Origin of the sequence: Rathayibacter sp. AY1C1 (assembly GCF_002932105.1) — a bacterium.
GTDB lineage: Bacteria > Actinomycetota > Actinomycetes > Actinomycetales > Microbacteriaceae > Rathayibacter.
In genome coordinates, this window is sequence record NZ_PSWH01000053.1 from 1 (window position 1) to 14,313 (window position 14,313).

A 14,313-nucleotide genomic window follows, 5' to 3' on the forward strand; every position below is an offset into this window, starting at 1 on the left:
CAGGACGACGGCGGCGATCCCGACGAGTGCTCCGAAGACCGGCCCGACCGGCCTCGCCATCGCCGCACTCGTCGTCGGCATCGTCGCGTTCCTCGTCGGCCTCGTGCCGGTCTTCGGAGCACTCGTCGGGATCGCCGCCGTCGTCCTGGGCATCCTCGCCCTCCGCCGCGGTCAGTCGAAGGCGATGTCGATCACCGGCGTCGTCCTCGGCGGTCTGGCCGTCCTCGCCTCGCTCCTGACGACGATCGGCTTCGGAGCCGCCGTGAACTCCGCCTCGAGCGACCGCCCGGCGGCCGTGATCGTCGAGTCGTCCGAGCCCACGACCGCTCCCGTCGTGCCGGCCACGGAGGAGGCGGAGGTCGTCGAGACGGCGGAGCCCGCACCCGTCGAGACGGCGGAGCCCGCACCCGTCGAGACGGTCGCCCCTGCCCCGGCGCCTGTCGAGACGGCGGCTGCTGCGCAGGTCTCGCCCGAGTTCGCCTCGGCACTCATCAAGGCGCAGAGCTACTCCGAGATGCTCCACATGAGCAAGGCGGGCCTGTACGGCCAGCTCACCTCCGAGTACGGGGAGCAGTTCTCGCCCGAGGCCGCGCAGTACGCGGTGGACACCGTCTCCGCCGACTGGAACGCCAACGCGCTGGCGAAGGCCAAGGACTACCAGGCCCAGATGGCGATGGCGCCGGAGGCCATCCGCGACCAGCTGACCAGCGAGTACGGGGAGCAGTTCACGAGCGACGAGGCCGACTACGCCATCGCGCACCTGAACGACTAGTCCCACTCGGACCGTCGCGGCACTGCGCGGCCACTGAGCGGGTCCTCCCGGAGCGCGCCGCCGTCCGTCGCCCACGACCCGGGCGACGGGGGGCGGCGGACCACCGGAGCCGGTTCAGGCCAGGACGGCGAGGGTGACGGGGAGCGCCTCGCTCCACCTGCCGGTCAGCCGCTCCTCGCCCTCGAGGAACGGCGGCGCGAGGACCCGCGCGAGGACGAGAGTCAGACCGTCGGCCGAGGTCGTGGTGGTCCGTGCGTCGCTGCGGACGAGCACCGTCGACGGCGGCCCGGACGCTCCGGCGCCTGATCCGCTGCCCTGCACCGTCGCGGTCGGCGGGCGGACGATGCGCTGCCCGTCCTCCTCGAAATGCTGCTCGACCTCCCGGGCGCCGGTGCGGATCGCCGTGGCGAAGGCGGCGATCGCGACGGGGTCGCCGGCACCGTCGTAGACCCAGCGACGACCGAGGACGGTGTGCTCGACGGTCGCGAGGAGATGCGCGTCACCGCCGGCGAGAGGCGAGCCGCGGTAGGTCAGCGGCACCTGGAGCGGCGGCTGCCCGGTCGACTGGACGATCAGCGTCTCCACTCCCACCTCGCCATCGGGGTCGTCGAACCGGTAGGCGCCGAGCAGCGTGAATCCGCCGCCCTCGTACCAGGGCTGCGTCGGCGCCCATGCCTCCACGATCTCGAGCTTCCCGGGGGTGATCGTCGCACGGTGCAGAAGGGCCATGCACCGAGAGTAGAGCCGGCCGATCCGTCCGGAGGAGTGCCCGTCAGCGAGCGGCGCCCGCCGTCGCCGACTCGGGCAGGCTGCTCATCGGGAGCGTGTACTCGCCCTTGAGCGCCGAGATCCAGACGGTGGTCGGGGCGACGGCGGCGAAGTTCGAGTTGAGCAGCGCCATCAGCGTGGTGTGCAGGGAGTGCGCGTCGATCGAGCCCGCGTCGTTCGCGATCGCGATCGCGCCCGTCGCGTCCGAGAGGACCTCGGCGCGGAGCCCGTGCGTCTCGGCCTCGGCGGCCGAGGCGAGGATGCAGTTGTTGGTCATGTAGCCGACGAGGGTGATCGTGTCGACGTCGTGCTCGCGGAGCCAGTCGAGCAGGTCGGTCCCCGCGAAGACCGTGCCGAACCGCTTCGTGACGTTCTTCCACGAGTCCGAGCGGCGCTTCTCGATCTCCGGGTGCAGCGCGAAGGACGGACCCGACGGGTCGAAGATCGGCGCTCCCTCGCCCGCGCTGTGCTGGACGACGGCGATCGGGAGGCCCGCGGCGGCGGCGGAGTCGAGGGCGGCGGCGATCCTCGGCAGCGACTGCGCGTGCGGCGGGTACTGGATCTCGAGCGGACCGCTGAAGTACTCCTGCTGCACGTCGACGAGGATCAGTGCGCGGCGCGGTGTGGTCATGAGGTGCTCCCATCGGTGGCGGACGTCCCCGATCCTCCCGCCCGGGGCTGGGAGCGGCGGTCAGCCACGCGGCCCGCGACCCGGTCGTGGGCGCAGGCCCACACCTCCTCGTGCTCGAGCGGAGTGAGGACGCCGGCGTCGAGCAGCCTGTCGGCCCGCCGCAGCGCGGCAGCGATCGCCGCCTGCTCGGCGACGGCGGGGGAGTCGACGTCCGCGATCACGAGCCGACGGGCGCAGGCCCGGCGGAGGCGGCGGGTCGAGCGGGCCGAGAGGAGCAGGAGCGACGCGGTCGGCAGGGCGAGCGCGGCCAGCAGGAGGAGCGGCAGCCGGTCGAGCGCGAGCGTCCCGACGGCGCCGGCGGCCGTCACGGCCACGACCAGCTGCGGACCGGCCGCGTGCAGGCGGAGGCGCCTGCGCTCCTCGACGGAGGTGCCTGGTGCGAAGACGACGAGCTCGCTCCGGACGACGCCGTACCGGCTCGCGCCGACGGTGTGGCGGCCCCAGCGGGGACCGGCGTCGAGGAGGCGGAGGAGCAGGTGCACGAGCGCCATCGTCTGCCCGCGACGGCGGGTGCAAGGGGATCCTGACGGAACGCGGACGCGTACCGGGCCGATCCGCACGGTCCGCTCGCGCGACGCTCACGACCCCCTCACGACGCGGGATCGCGCGCCGACGTCCCTCCCCAGCCGATTACCCGTGAGGAAAGCGTGAGGATCCGCTCATTCCGGGCGGGCGCGCTCCTCACGGCGAGTAGAAACATCCAGTGACCTCTTCCGTCGTCCGTGGCGACCCCGACGCCCTCGAACCCTCCCCTCTCTCCTCCGCGCGCGCGGGCGGGGTGAAGGCGTGGCTCCTCGAGGGCCTCCGCGACGACTCCGGAGCGCACCCCGGCCCCCACGCGGCCACCGGCAGGACGCACTCGTGGTGGCGCGTCATGTGCCTCACCGGCGTCGACTACTTCTCGACCCTCGGCTACCAGCCGGCCATCGCGGCGCTCGCCGCGGGCCTCGTCTCTCCGCTCGCGACGATCGTCCTGGTGGTGCTGACGCTCCTCGGCGCGCTCCCCGTCTACCGCCGCGTGGCCCGCGAGAGCTTCCGCGGCGAGGGGTCGATCGCGATGCTCGAGCGCCTGCTGCCCTGGTGGGGCGGCAAGCTCTTCGTGCTCGTGCTGCTGGGGTTCGCGGCCACCGACTTCATGATCACGATCACCCTCTCGGCGGCCGACGCGACGGCGCACGCGGTCGAGAACCCGTTCGCCCCCGCCTGGTTCCACGGGGCGGAGGTGCCGCTCACGCTGGGGCTGATCGCCCTGCTGGGGATCGTGTTCCTCCGCGGGTTCCGCGAGGCCATCTCGATCGCGGTCGTGCTCGTGGCCGTGTTCCTCCTGCTCAACGCGATCGTGATCGCCGTGGCGATCGGGCACGTGGCCGAGAACCCCGTCGTCATCGGCGACTGGTGGTCGGCGCTCACGACCCAGCACGGGAATCCGCTGATCATGGTCGGCATCGCGCTCATCGTGTTCCCCAAGCTCGCGCTCGGGCTCTCCGGCTTCGAGACCGGGGTCGCGGTCATGCCGCAGATCCGCGGCGACGCGGGCGACACCGAGGACGCCCCGGTCGGCCGCATCCGCGGGGCGAAGCGGCTGCTCATCACCGCCGCCGTCACGATGTCGGCGTTCCTCATCACCTCGAGCTTCGTCACCACGCTGCTCATCCCGCAGGCGCAGTTCCAGCCGGGCGGCGAGGCCAACGGCCGCGCGCTGGCCTACCTCGCGCACGAGTACCTCGGCGAGGGCTTCGGCACGGTCTACGACATCGCGACGATCTGCATCCTCTGGTTCGCGGGCGCCTCCGCGCTGGCCGGCCTGCTCAACATCGTCCCGCGCTACCTGCCCCGCTACGGCATGGCTCCCCAGTGGGCCGGCGCCGTCCGTCCGCTCGTGCTGGTCTTCACCGTCGTCGCCTTCGTCATCACGATCCTCTTCCGCGCCGACGTCGACGCGCAGGGCGGCGCCTACGCGACCGGCGTGCTGGTGCTGATCACCTCTGCGTCCGTCGCCGTGTTCCTCTCGGCGAAGCGCAGGAAGCAGCGCAAGCGCGCCGTGGGCTTCGCGGTCATCGCGCTGGTCTTCGTCTACACGACGGTCGTGAACGTGGTCGAGAGGCCCGACGGTGTGCGGATCGCGGCGGTCTTCATCGTCGGCATCCTCGCGGTCTCGCTCGTCTCGCGCGTGCACCGCTCGTTCCAGCTGCGCGCCACCTCCGTGGTGTTCGACGCCGCCGCGATCGACTTCCTCACCACGGACGCCGACGACTACGGCGTGATCCGCATCCTCGCGAACGAGCCCGACGACGGCTCCGAGGCGGAGTACCGGGACAAGCTGGCGGAGGAGCAGCGCGACAGCAACCTGCCGATGCGCGGCCCGGTGCTCTTCCTCGAGGTGCACACCACGGACTCCTCCGACTTCGAGGAGGACCTGGTCGTGCAGGGCCGCGTCTGCCACGGCTTCCGCGTGCTGACGGTGACCAGCGGCAACATCCCGAACACCATCGCCACGGTGCTGCTCGAGATCCGCGACCTCACCGGCGTGATCCCGGACGTCTACTTCGAGTGGACCGAGGGCGGCCCCATCTCGAACATGTTCCGCTTCCTCATCACCGGCACCGGCGAGGTCGCCCCCGTCACCCGCGAGGTCCTCCGCCGCGCGGAGTCCCGCCGCGACCGCCGGCCGGGCGTGCACGTGGGCTGACGCCTGCTGCGCGGCGGGGGCGTGGCGGCGCGGAGGTGCCGCTCCTGCTGCGGGATGGCGCCGAGACGCCGCTCCGTCATCGAGTCATCGCTGCAGGAGCGGTGCGTCGGCGGAGGAGGCGGTGTCCCGGCGCGCGGCGGCCCCGTAGCGTGGGCGGCGGGCGCCCGTCGGGGCGCCGACACCGACGAACGGACGACGATGACCCTCGAGGACCAGCGCGCGCACATCCTGACCGGCGCCGTGTACGACGACATGACCCCCGAGCTGGTCGCCGCGCGCGAGCGGGCTGTCCTCGCCTCGAACGCGTACAACGCGAGCTTCGGGCGTCCCCCGGTCGAGCGGGAGGCTCTGCTCCGCGAGCTCGTCGCCTCGGTGGGCGCGGACGCGCACCTCGAGCCGACGTTCCGCTGCGAGTTCGGGTTCAACATCACGATCGGCGACCGCTTCTACGCGAACTTCGACTGCATCCTGCTCGACGGCGCCCCCATCACGATCGGCGACGACGTGCTGTTCGGCCCGCGCGTCTCGATCTACACGTCGAACCACGCCCTCGACGCGGCGGAGCGCGCCGCCGGCGCCTGCACCGCGAAACCGGTCGTCGTCGGCGACGGCGTCTGGATCGGCGGCGGCGTCACGATCAACCAGGGCGTCACCATCGGCGACGGGGCCGTGATCGGCTCGGGCAGCGTCGTCACCCGCGACGTCCCTCCGCTCACCATCGCCGCCGGCGTCCCCGCCCGCGTCCTCCGCCAGATCACCCCCGACGACCGGACCGGCTACCGCCCGGCCCACTGACGCCGGCCCACGCCGGCCCCGAGACGCCGGCTCCGAGACGCCGCGGGACGGCTCCCGGCCTCGTGGCGATCCGCCCTCAGGACTTCACGGTCGACAGAGGCTCGGTGATGCTCTCGAGGCTGCGGCGCTCGGCGTCGACGCCGAAGATCAGGGCGATCACGCCGCCGAGGATCATCACGGCGGCGCCGACGAAGTAGCCGATCGTCAGCGGACCGCGGTCGCTGCCGTCGCCGATCAGGGCGCCGTAGAGGGCGGGGGCGACTGCTCCGGCGATCTGGCCGAGGGTGAAGAAGTACGAGATCGCCTGGCTGCGCAGCTCGAGCGGGAAGATCTCGCTCACGGTGAGGTAGGCGCTCGAGGCTCCGGCGGAGGCGAAGAAGAACGACACGCACCAGAGGATCGTCTGCGTCGTCGCGGTCAGGACGTCCATGCTGAAGAGGACCGCCGAGACGGCCAGGACCGCTCCCGAGACGCCGTAGGTGAGGAAGATCATCTTCCGCCGGCCCCACACGTCGAACAGGTGGCCGAGCACCAGCGGCCCGACGAGGTTGCCGATCGCGAACGGGAAGAAGAAGTACGAGATCGCGCTCTGCTCGACTCCGTAGAAGCTCTCGAGCACCAGAGCGTAGGTGAAGAAGATCGCGTTGTAGAGGAACGACTGGGTGATCATCATCGTCGCGCCCACCAGCGTCCGCTTCGGGTACTGCCGCAGCAGCACCCGGGCGATGGTGCGGAACGGGATGCTCTCCGTCGCCTTCACGGTGATCGCCTTCGCGTCGTCGACAGGCTCGAGCACGCCGCCCTCCGCCTCCACTCGGCGCTCGATCTCGTCGACGGTGCGCTCCGCCTCCTCCTCGCGGCCGTGCGTCATCAGCCAGCGCGGGCTCTCGGGGATGTGGCGGCGGAGGTAGATGATCGCCAGTCCGAGGATCGGGCCGAGGAAGAAGCCGAGGCGCCAGCCGACGTTCTCGGCGAAGAGCGCGTCGTTCAGGAAGAACAGGTTGGCGGCGGAGCCGAGAGCCGCGCCGCCCCAGTAGGTGCCGTTGATCGCGATGTCGACGCGGCCGCGGTACTTGGAGGGGATGAGCTCGTCGATCGCGGAGTTGATCGCCGCGTACTCGCCGCCGATCCCCATGCCCGCGAAGAAGCGGAACACGGCGAGGAAGACGTAGTTCGGCGCGAGTCCCGCCAGGCCGCTGGCGACCAGGTAGATGACGAGCGTCAGGATGAACAGCTTGCGCCGCCCGAGCTTGTCGCTCAGCCGCCCGAAGATCAGGGCGCCCGCGATCTGGCCGCACAGGTAGATCGTGCCGAGCAGGCCGACCTCGAAGGCCGAGAGCCCGAACTCCTTCGCGAAGCCGGCGGAGGCGACGATCTGGATCTCGAGGCCGTCCAGCACCCACGAGAAGCCGAGGCCGACGACGATCGACCAGTGGAAGCGGGTCCAGGGGAGCCTGTCGATGCGGGCGGGCACGAGGCTCCGGACCGGGCCGCGCGGACTGGTGGATGTCGACATGGCGAGCGCCTTCCTGTCGCCCCGGCGTCGTTGCGGAGGAACGCTGTCCCGAGCGCGGCGAGACGACACTAGACCCGCGGGCGGCTCCATATCGCCGGGCTATTCACCCCTTGTCAGGGACCGCCGAGCGGGTGTATCCCGGGGATCGGTGCCCATCCGGAGGCGGAGCGAGGCGCGGTGGACGCGAGCCCGGATCCGTCCCGCGGGGCCTGACACCGCCCGCCTCCTCGGCCTAGCGTGGAGGCATGATCGACGCGACGCCCGCGGGCACCCCCACCTACGTCCTCAGCGAGGGGCCCGTCTGGGATCCGGACACCGCCCGCCTCACCTGGGTCGACATCGAGGCCGGCGCGGTCCTGTCCGCCCCCGTCACCGCGGAGGGGATCGGAGCGATCTCGCGCACCGACGTCGGCGAGCAGGTCGGCGCCGCGCTGCCCCTGGGCGACGGGCGGACGCTCGTCGCGCTGACCCGGCGGCTCGCGATCCTGGAGGTCGACGGCTCCCTCACGCGCGGCTCCGAGCTGCTGCCGGAGGGGCACCGCTTCAACGACGGCACGATCGACCCGCAGGGGCGCCTCCTGGTCGGTTCGCTGACCCTCGGCGAGTCGGCGGGCGACGACGTCCTGCTGCGCATCGAGCACGACGGATCCGTCACCGTGCTCGACGACGACCTGCGGCTCTCGAACGGACTCGGCTTCTCGCCGGACGGCTCTGTGCTGTACTCGGCCGACACCGAGTCGGGCGTGATCCACCGCCGCTCCTACGCGGACGCCGAGCACGGCCCGCGCGAGCCGTTCGTCGAGCTCGAGGAGGGCGTGTTCGCCGACGGACTGACCGTGGACGCCGACGGCCGCGTGTGGGTCGCGGTCTGGGGCGGGAGCGGCGTCCGGGTGTTCGAGGCCGACGGCAGCCCGGTCGAGGGCGAGGGCATCAGGATCGACGCCCCGCACTCCTCCAGCATCGCCTTCGCGGGCGAGGACCTGGACATCGCGGTCGTCACCTCCGCCTCGCGCGACCTCTCGGCGGACGAGCGGGCGCGTCATCCGCACGCCGGCGGACTGTGGATCGCGCAGCCCGGAGCCCGCGGCCGCGCCGCCACGCGCTGGGTGGAGGGGCCGCTGCCATAGGGGCGGCCGGTCGCCCGTCAGACGGCGGGCGCCGTCGGCGGGCTCGGCTCCGACGCGGGCTGCGGCACGAGGGTCAGCCGCGAGATGCGGTAGCGGTCCGTCTCGGCCACGCGGAGCAGGTGGTCGCCGACGAGGACGGAGTCGCCCACGACGGCCACGCGGCCGATCCGGTCGAGGACGAACCCGCCGACCGTCTCGTACGGGCCCTCGGGCAGCTCGATGCCCAGCTGCTCCGCCAGGTCCTCGAGGATCATCCCGCCGTCGACGTCGTGCAGCTGCTCGGCCGCCTTCGCGTCGACCGCCTGGCGGGCGCCGTCGTACTCGTCGTAGATCTCGCCGACGAGCTCCTCGAGCAGGTCCTCCAGCGTGATGATGCCGTCGGTTCCCCCGTACTCGTCGATGACGACGGCGATCTGGTGGCCGTCCTGGCGCATGGTGCGCAGGGCCGCGAGCACCTTCGTCGTGCCGGGGACCGCGAGGATCGGGCGGGTGATGTCGGCGACGCTGCTCGCGGTGCCGGCGCGGCCCGCCTCCGGGAACGCGGACATCAGGTCGCGCACGTGGACGAAGCCGAGCACGTCGTCGAAGTCGTCGCCGACCACCGGGTAGCGCGAGTGCGGCTGGTCGAGGACCGCCGCGTAGCCCTCGGCCACGCTGAGCGCGCCGCGGAGGAAGTCGACGTCCGGGCGCGGGCGCATCACCTCGGCGACGCGGCGGTCGTCCGCGCGGAAGATGTCGGTGAGCAGCCGGCGGCTGTCCTCGTGGATCTCGGTGTTGCTGGAGATCATGTCGCGCACCTCGTCGGCCGAGACGCTCTCGCCCTTCTCGCGCGGGTCGGCACCGAGGAGGCGGACGACGGCGTCGGTCGAGACGGACAGCAGCCAGATCACGGGGCGCATCAGGCGCGCGAGGGCGTTGAGCGGGGGTGCGAGGGCCTTGGTGAACGCGACGGACTTCTGCATCGCCAGGCGCTTGGGGACCAGCTCGCCCAGCACCAGGGAGAGGTACGCGATGACGAGGGTCATCAGGATCAGGGCGACGGTCGAGGCGGCGGAGGCCGAGAGGCCGAGCGACTGCAGCGGCGGCACGAGGTCGGGCGCGATGGTCGAGGCGCCGTACGCCGAGGAGAAGAAGCCGGCGAGCGTGACGCCGATCTGGACCGCGGAGAGGAACGTGTTGGGGTTGCGGACGAGCTCGGCGATGCGCCGGCCGCGCTCGCTGCCGGCCTCGATCGCGCGGACCTGGCTCTCGCGGAGGCTGACGATGGCCATCTCGGTGCCCGCGAAGACGCCTCCGAGGAGGACGAACAGCACGACGAGGCCGATGTTGAGGAGGGTGTCGAGATCCACGCCGACCAGAGTAGGGATGCCGGCCGTGAGAACGCCTCGTGGACTCTCAGGGAGCGGGGTCGGACGGGACGACGCCCCGCCCCGCCCGCTCAGGACGCGTCGGCCGGGCGCACGCCGATCGTGAGGATGAGGTTCGCGTAGATGCGGCGGTCGCCCGAGGCGATGGTGAGCGCGACGTCGGGCGTGCGCGCCTCGGCGTAGAAGGCGTGCCGCTCGAGCGAGGTGAAGGGGACGCCGTCGAGGGACCGGCGGAAGGCGTCCTGCGCGGGGACGTCGATCCCGGGCGCGGGGGTCATGACCGTCGCCTCCTCGACGACGATCGCCGAGAGCAGGGCGTCGAGGATCTCGTCGACGGTCAGCATGTCGGGCCGGAGGTTCAGGTGCACCAGCGCGGAGTTCGGTCCGAGCGTGGTGCCGACGGGGTAGTTGCCGTCGGCGATGAGGACGCGGGAGCCGTGGCCCGCGCGGGCGAGCGCGTGCAGGATCTCGGGGTGGAGGAGGGTCGTGGTCAGCAAGAGGAGCTCCTAGAGGTCGTGGAGGTGGGCGACGGACGAGCCGGCGAGCAGGCGGCCGGGAAGCCTCCGCTCCTGGGGGCCGGGCTGCTCCGCCCCGGAGTCGAGGCGGAGGCGGACGAGGGCGGCGGCCTCGGCGGCGATCGCCTCCGTCGGCTGGGCGATCGTGGTCAGGTGCGGGCGGACCACGCGGGCCAGCTCGACGTTGTCGAAGCCGACGACGGAGAGGTCCGTCGGCACGCGCAGCCCGGAGTCGCCGAGGGCGATCAGGGCGCCGACCGTCAGCTCGCGGTTGCTCGCGAACAGGGCGGTCGGCCGGGGGCTCAGGGCGAGGATCCGCTCGACGGCGGCGACCCCGCTCTCGACCGTCAGCGGGCCGCGCACCACGGCGTCGGCGGCGGGGTGCACGCCGCGCTCGGCCAGGGCGGCGAGGAAGCCGGCGGTCCGCTCCCGGGTGGAGGACACTCCGTCCTCCCCGCCGAGCACCGCGACCGAGCGGTGGCCGTGGTCGAGGAGGTGGCGGGCGGCGGAGGCGCCGGCGCCCGCGTTGTCGAGCGCGACGCGATCGGTGACCAGTGCGTCGTCGATCCAGTCGACGGCCACCACGGGGGTGCCCTGCTCGGAGGCGCGGCGCAGCGCGTCGACGTCGCCCGCGGACGGCACCGCCACGATCCCGTCGACCATCTTCTCGAGCAGCAGGTCGACCGCGGCTCCCGGCTCGGGGCGGCTCACGCCGACCAGCACGCCGATGCCCTCTCCGCGCAGGGCCCGCTCGAGGCCCGCGATGATCGAGAGGTGGAACTCGTTGTCGAGGGCGGGCAGCAGCACTCCGACCGTGCGGGAGCGCCGCGAGCGCAGGCCTCGAGCGAAGCCGTTGACGCGGAAGCCGACCTCGGCGGCCGCCGCCTCGATCGCCGCCCGGTTCTCGGGGCGCACGGGGAGCCCGTTGTAGTGCTTCGAGATGGTCGAGAGCGAGAGGCCGGTCAGCCGCTGCAGGTCCTTGTAGGTGGCCACGTCACAGGGTGGCGCGGGGCGAGCCGTAGCCGCTCCAGCCCGGGATCGTGCCGTCGGCGTCCCACAGGTCGAGCCAGCCGGTGCTGCCGGGCCAGAGGAAGACCTGGCCCTTGATCAGGCGGTTGTTGCGCTCGGCGCCGCGCAGCGCCTCCTGCTCCTCGGCCGTGAGCACCAGGGAGGCGGCGGCCAGGTTCGCCTCGATCTGCTCCGGCTTCACCGCGAACGGGATCGGGATCTGGCCGCGGTTCACCGCCCAGGCGAGGCACACGACGGCCGGATGCACGCCCCGCTCGTCGGCGATCGCCCGCACCGCGGGGTGCTCGATGTCGACGATGTCGCCCTCCACCCGGTCGCGCTCGGGCCGCGACGGCGAGCCCAGCGGCGAGTAGCCGATCGGCTGGATGCGGTGGTCGAGGCAGAAGCGGAACAGCTCCGGCTGCTGGAAGCAGGGGTGCAGCTCCATCTCGTTCAGCTGCGGGGCGATGCGGACGTCGGCGAGGATCCGCTCGAGCTTGGGGATCGTGACGTTGGAGGTGCCGAGGTGCCGGACGAGGCCCCGGTCGACCAGGCCCTCGAGCGCTCGCCAGGTCTCGAGGAACGCCTCGTGGACGTACGGGCGGGCGTGCGGATCGCGCGCGTCGGTCTCGGCGTGCGGCGGGTGGTGGTTCGGGAAGGGCCAGTGCACGAAGACGGCGTCGAGCACGTCGAGGCCGAGGTCGGCGAGCGAGCGCTCGACGGAGGCGACGGCCGCCGCGGGCTCGTGCGCGTCGTTCCAGATCTTCGACATGACGAAGAGCTCGTCGCGGTCGACTCCGGAGTCGGCGATCGCCCGGCCGACGCGCGGCTCGTTGCCGTAGACGGTGGCGCAGTCGAGGAGGCGGAAGCCGGCGCGGAGGGAGTGCTCGACCGCGAGGCCGACGGTCTCGGCGTCGTAGCGGTCGGAGCCGAACGTGCCGGCGCCGATCGCGGGGATGCGGCTGCCGCTCGCGAGGACGCGGTGGCTCGGCGGAGTGGGGGCCATGCGGATCCTCCTGGTGCGGCGGCGGGGGCGAAAGGTTGCGCTTCACGGTAGGCGGGGAAGGATGGTGGCGTCAACGATGCCGTGGACTGGGGTGCGTAACGTTTCGTGCGGTGGGTGCTTTCGTCCTCCGTCCCTGCCCCGCCTCCCTCGAGAGTCCAGTAGTCGTCGCACTCGAGAGCGACTGCGACGACTACTGGACTCTCGAGCCGCGCGCTCGGCTCGCTCGCGCGAGAACGCAGGAGTCGTCGCACTCGAGGTCGACTGCGACGACTCCTGGACTGTCGAGAAGAGCCCCGCCCCTCCGCTCACACCAGCCGGCGCGACTCCTCCGTGACCACGCGGAACCAGCGCGCGCCGTAGCCGTCGAGGGGCACCGACACGGCGCCGTCCTCGTCGAGCGGGAGCGACTCGCCGCCGAGGGAGTCGACCAGCCGCGCCCCGGCGGGGGTGTCGGGGAGCGTCAGGTGCGCCGTGCGCGGGTTCGACGCCAGATTGTGCACCGCGACGGTCGTGCCGGTCGACGCGGACATCCGGTGCGCGAGCACGCTCGGCTCGTCGCAGGGGAGGTGCGTGTACTCGCCCCAGCCGATCTCCGGCGACCGCCGGTACAGCCAGGCGAGGCCCTTCACGTGGGCCAGGAGGGAGTCCGGATCCTGGAGCTGCGCGGCCGCATTCACGTGCTCGGGTCCGAAGCCGCCGCCGGGAGGGGTGGCGATCAGGTCGGAGGCGTCGGCGCGCGAGAACCCGCCGTTGGCGGCGCTGCTCCACTGCATCGGGGTCCGCACGGCGCTGCGGCCCGGGATGTCGGCGTTCTCGCCCATCCCGATCTCCTCGCCGTAGTAGAGCACCGGGGTCCCGGGCAGCGAGAAGACCAGGCTGTGGACCAGGCGGACGCGGCGCGGGTCGCCGTCGACCATCGGCGGGAGGCGGCGGACGATGCCGCGCCCGTGGATCCGCTGCGACTGCTCCGGAGCGAACGCCGCGAAGACCTCGTCGCGCTCGTCGTCGCTCAGCTGGTCGAGGGTGAGCTCGTCGTGGTTGCGCGCGAAGTTCGCCCACTGGCTGCCGACGGAGATCTCGGGGCGGCTCGCGAGCGCCTCGACGAGCGGCGCCGCCTCCTCCCGGGCCAGCGCGAGGTAGAGGCGCTGGTTGCCGATGAAGTCGAACTGCATCGACAGCTCGTCCGCGTCCTCGCCGCCGAAGAAGCCGAGCTGCTCCTCGCGGGTCACGTTGACCTCGCCCAGCAGCATCGCCTCGCCGGAGCGCCGCGAGACGAAGCGGCGCAGCAGGCGCAGCCACTCGTGCTCGTCGCGGGCGCCGGGCTCGATCAGGTACGGCACCGCGTCGACCCGGAAGCCGTCGACGCCCAGCTGCAGCCAGAACCCGATGAGCTTCGCGATCTCGTCGCGCACGGCCGGGTTCTCGGTGTTGAGGTCGGGCTGGTGCCGGTAGAAGTGGTGCAGGTAGTACTGGCCCGCCTCCTCGTCACGGAACCAGACGCCGTCCTCCGCGTCCGGGAACACGTTCGCGGGCTGATCGGCGGGCGGCTCGTCGCGCCAGACGTAGTAGTCGCGGTACGGGCTGTCGGGGGAGGAACGGGCGGCCTGGAACCAGGGGTGCTGGTCCGAGGTGTGGTTGACGACGAGGTCGACGATCACGCGCATCCCGCGGTCGTGGGCGGTCCGGATCACCTCGACGACGTCGCCGTGGTGCCCGAAGCGCTCATCCACTCCGTAGAAGTCGCTGATGTCGTAGCCGTTGTCGCGGCCGGGGGACCGGTAGAACGGCGCGAGCCAGAGGCAGCTGACGCCGAGCTCGGCCAGGTAGTCGATCCGGTGGACGAGGCCCTCGAGGTCGCCGACGCCGTCGTCGTCCCAGTCCATGAACGTCTTCACGTCGAGGTTGTAGAAGACGGCGGTGCGCCACCACAGGTCGCTCGTGTCGGTGACCCTCATGCGCGGGGCTCCGGGCGGGAGGAGGCGGAGGGTGCGGGGGTGAGTGGCGCGGGCGCGGTTGTGAGCGTGCGGGTGGCGGCGGTGCGGGTGGCGGCGTGCGGGTG

General features: G+C 72.4%; 13 protein-coding genes. 4 read left to right on the forward strand and 9 right to left on the reverse strand.

The genetic code is table 11. The features are described from left to right. On the forward strand, positions 1-772 hold a 772-nt coding region (locus C5C71_RS16545), incomplete at its 5' end, for an Ltp family lipoprotein (RefSeq protein WP_308471231.1). 114 nt (positions 773-886) lie between these two features. On the opposite strand, the gene C5C71_RS16550 is transcribed toward C5C71_RS16545, so the two are convergent. The 3 genes from C5C71_RS16550 to C5C71_RS16560 are packed head-to-tail and all read right to left on the reverse strand — an operon-like array spanning position 887 to position 2,713. Next, the gene (locus tag C5C71_RS16550; protein WP_104338124.1) at positions 887-1,501 is read right to left on the reverse strand and encodes a hypothetical protein; all 615 of its coding nucleotides are present in this window, start codon (positions 1,499-1,501) and stop codon (positions 887-889) included. Positions 1,502-1,544: 43 nt separating this feature from the next. Continuing rightward, positions 1,545-2,171, reverse strand: coding sequence for an isochorismatase family protein (locus tag C5C71_RS16555; RefSeq protein ID WP_104256665.1), 627 nt, complete (start codon positions 2,169-2,171; stop codon positions 1,545-1,547). Further along, the gene (locus tag C5C71_RS16560) at positions 2,168-2,713 is read right to left on the reverse strand and encodes a DUF6611 family protein (protein WP_146082394.1); all 546 of its coding nucleotides are present in this window, start codon (positions 2,711-2,713) and stop codon (positions 2,168-2,170) included. Before C5C71_RS16560 ends, C5C71_RS16555 begins: the two co-directional genes overlap by 4 nt. Positions 2,714-2,934: 221 nt before the next feature. Here C5C71_RS16560 and C5C71_RS16565 point away from each other — a divergent pair, with 221 nt between their 5' ends. Together C5C71_RS16565 and C5C71_RS16570 are read left to right on the forward strand one after the other, a co-directional pair. Further along, positions 2,935-4,920, forward strand: a complete 1,986-nt coding sequence (locus tag C5C71_RS16565) for an amino acid permease (protein ID WP_374952929.1) — start codon at positions 2,935-2,937, stop codon at positions 4,918-4,920. Between the two features lie 198 nt (positions 4,921-5,118). Further along, positions 5,119-5,715, forward strand: coding sequence for a sugar O-acetyltransferase (locus tag C5C71_RS16570; protein ID WP_104338125.1), 597 nt, complete (start codon positions 5,119-5,121; stop codon positions 5,713-5,715). A gap of 76 nt (positions 5,716-5,791) precedes the next feature. Here the strand turns inward: C5C71_RS16570 and C5C71_RS16575 are convergent, their stop codons facing one another. Further along, complete coding sequence (locus C5C71_RS16575; RefSeq protein ID WP_104338126.1) at positions 5,792-7,231, reverse strand: MFS transporter; 1,440 nt, start codon at positions 7,229-7,231, stop codon at positions 5,792-5,794. Positions 7,232-7,476: 245 nt separating this feature from the next. On the opposite strand from C5C71_RS16575, the gene C5C71_RS16580 reads away from it, so the two are divergent. Continuing rightward, complete coding sequence (locus C5C71_RS16580; protein ID WP_104239634.1) at positions 7,477-8,358, forward strand: SMP-30/gluconolactonase/LRE family protein; 882 nt, start codon at positions 7,477-7,479, stop codon at positions 8,356-8,358. 17 nt (positions 8,359-8,375) lie between these two features. Here the strand turns inward: C5C71_RS16580 and C5C71_RS16585 are convergent, their stop codons facing one another. From C5C71_RS16585 to C5C71_RS16605, 5 genes are all read right to left on the reverse strand, one after another. Then, positions 8,376-9,707 carry a hemolysin family protein gene (locus C5C71_RS16585; protein ID WP_104233863.1) on the reverse strand — a complete coding sequence of 444 codons (1,332 nt, stop codon included), beginning with the start codon at positions 9,705-9,707 and terminating at the stop codon, positions 8,376-8,378. Between the two features lie 89 nt (positions 9,708-9,796). After that, on the reverse strand, positions 9,797-10,222 hold the full coding sequence (locus C5C71_RS16590; RefSeq protein ID WP_104225080.1) for an RbsD/FucU family protein: 426 nt from the start codon (positions 10,220-10,222) through the stop codon (positions 9,797-9,799). A 9-nt stretch (positions 10,223-10,231) separates the two neighbouring features. Next, the gene (locus tag C5C71_RS16595; protein ID WP_104338127.1) at positions 10,232-11,233 is read right to left on the reverse strand and encodes a LacI family DNA-binding transcriptional regulator; all 1,002 of its coding nucleotides are present in this window, start codon (positions 11,231-11,233) and stop codon (positions 10,232-10,234) included. A gap of 1 nt (position 11,234) precedes the next feature. Beyond that, complete coding sequence (locus C5C71_RS16600; protein ID WP_104338128.1) at positions 11,235-12,254, reverse strand: aldo/keto reductase; 1,020 nt, start codon at positions 12,252-12,254, stop codon at positions 11,235-11,237. A 305-nt stretch (positions 12,255-12,559) separates the two neighbouring features. Further along, positions 12,560-14,209: an alpha-amylase family protein gene (locus tag C5C71_RS16605; RefSeq protein WP_104334160.1), complete on the reverse strand. Its 1,650-nt coding sequence runs from the start codon at positions 14,207-14,209 to the stop codon at positions 12,560-12,562. Between the last annotated feature and the right edge of the window lie 104 nt (positions 14,210-14,313).

Excerpts from the sequence above, each read along its gene's own strand:
- C5C71_RS16550 (WP_104338124.1), bottom strand. The coding sequence starts at position 1,501 with ATGGCCCTTCTGCACCGTGCGACGATCACCCCCGGGAAGCTCGAGATC.
- C5C71_RS16555 (WP_104256665.1), bottom strand. The coding sequence starts at position 2,171 with ATGACCACACCGCGCCGCGCACTGATCCTCGTCGACGTGCAGCAGGAG.
- C5C71_RS16570 (WP_104338125.1), top strand. The coding sequence starts at position 5,119 with ATGACCCTCGAGGACCAGCGCGCGCACATCCTGACCGGCGCCGTGTAC.
- C5C71_RS16575 (WP_104338126.1), bottom strand. The coding sequence starts at position 7,231 with ATGTCGACATCCACCAGTCCGCGCGGCCCGGTCCGGAGCCTCGTGCCC.
- C5C71_RS16580 (WP_104239634.1), top strand. The coding sequence starts at position 7,477 with ATGATCGACGCGACGCCCGCGGGCACCCCCACCTACGTCCTCAGCGAG.
- C5C71_RS16600 (WP_104338128.1), bottom strand. The coding sequence starts at position 12,254 with ATGGCCCCCACTCCGCCGAGCCACCGCGTCCTCGCGAGCGGCAGCCGC.
- C5C71_RS16605 (WP_104334160.1), bottom strand. The coding sequence starts at position 14,209 with ATGAGGGTCACCGACACGAGCGACCTGTGGTGGCGCACCGCCGTCTTC.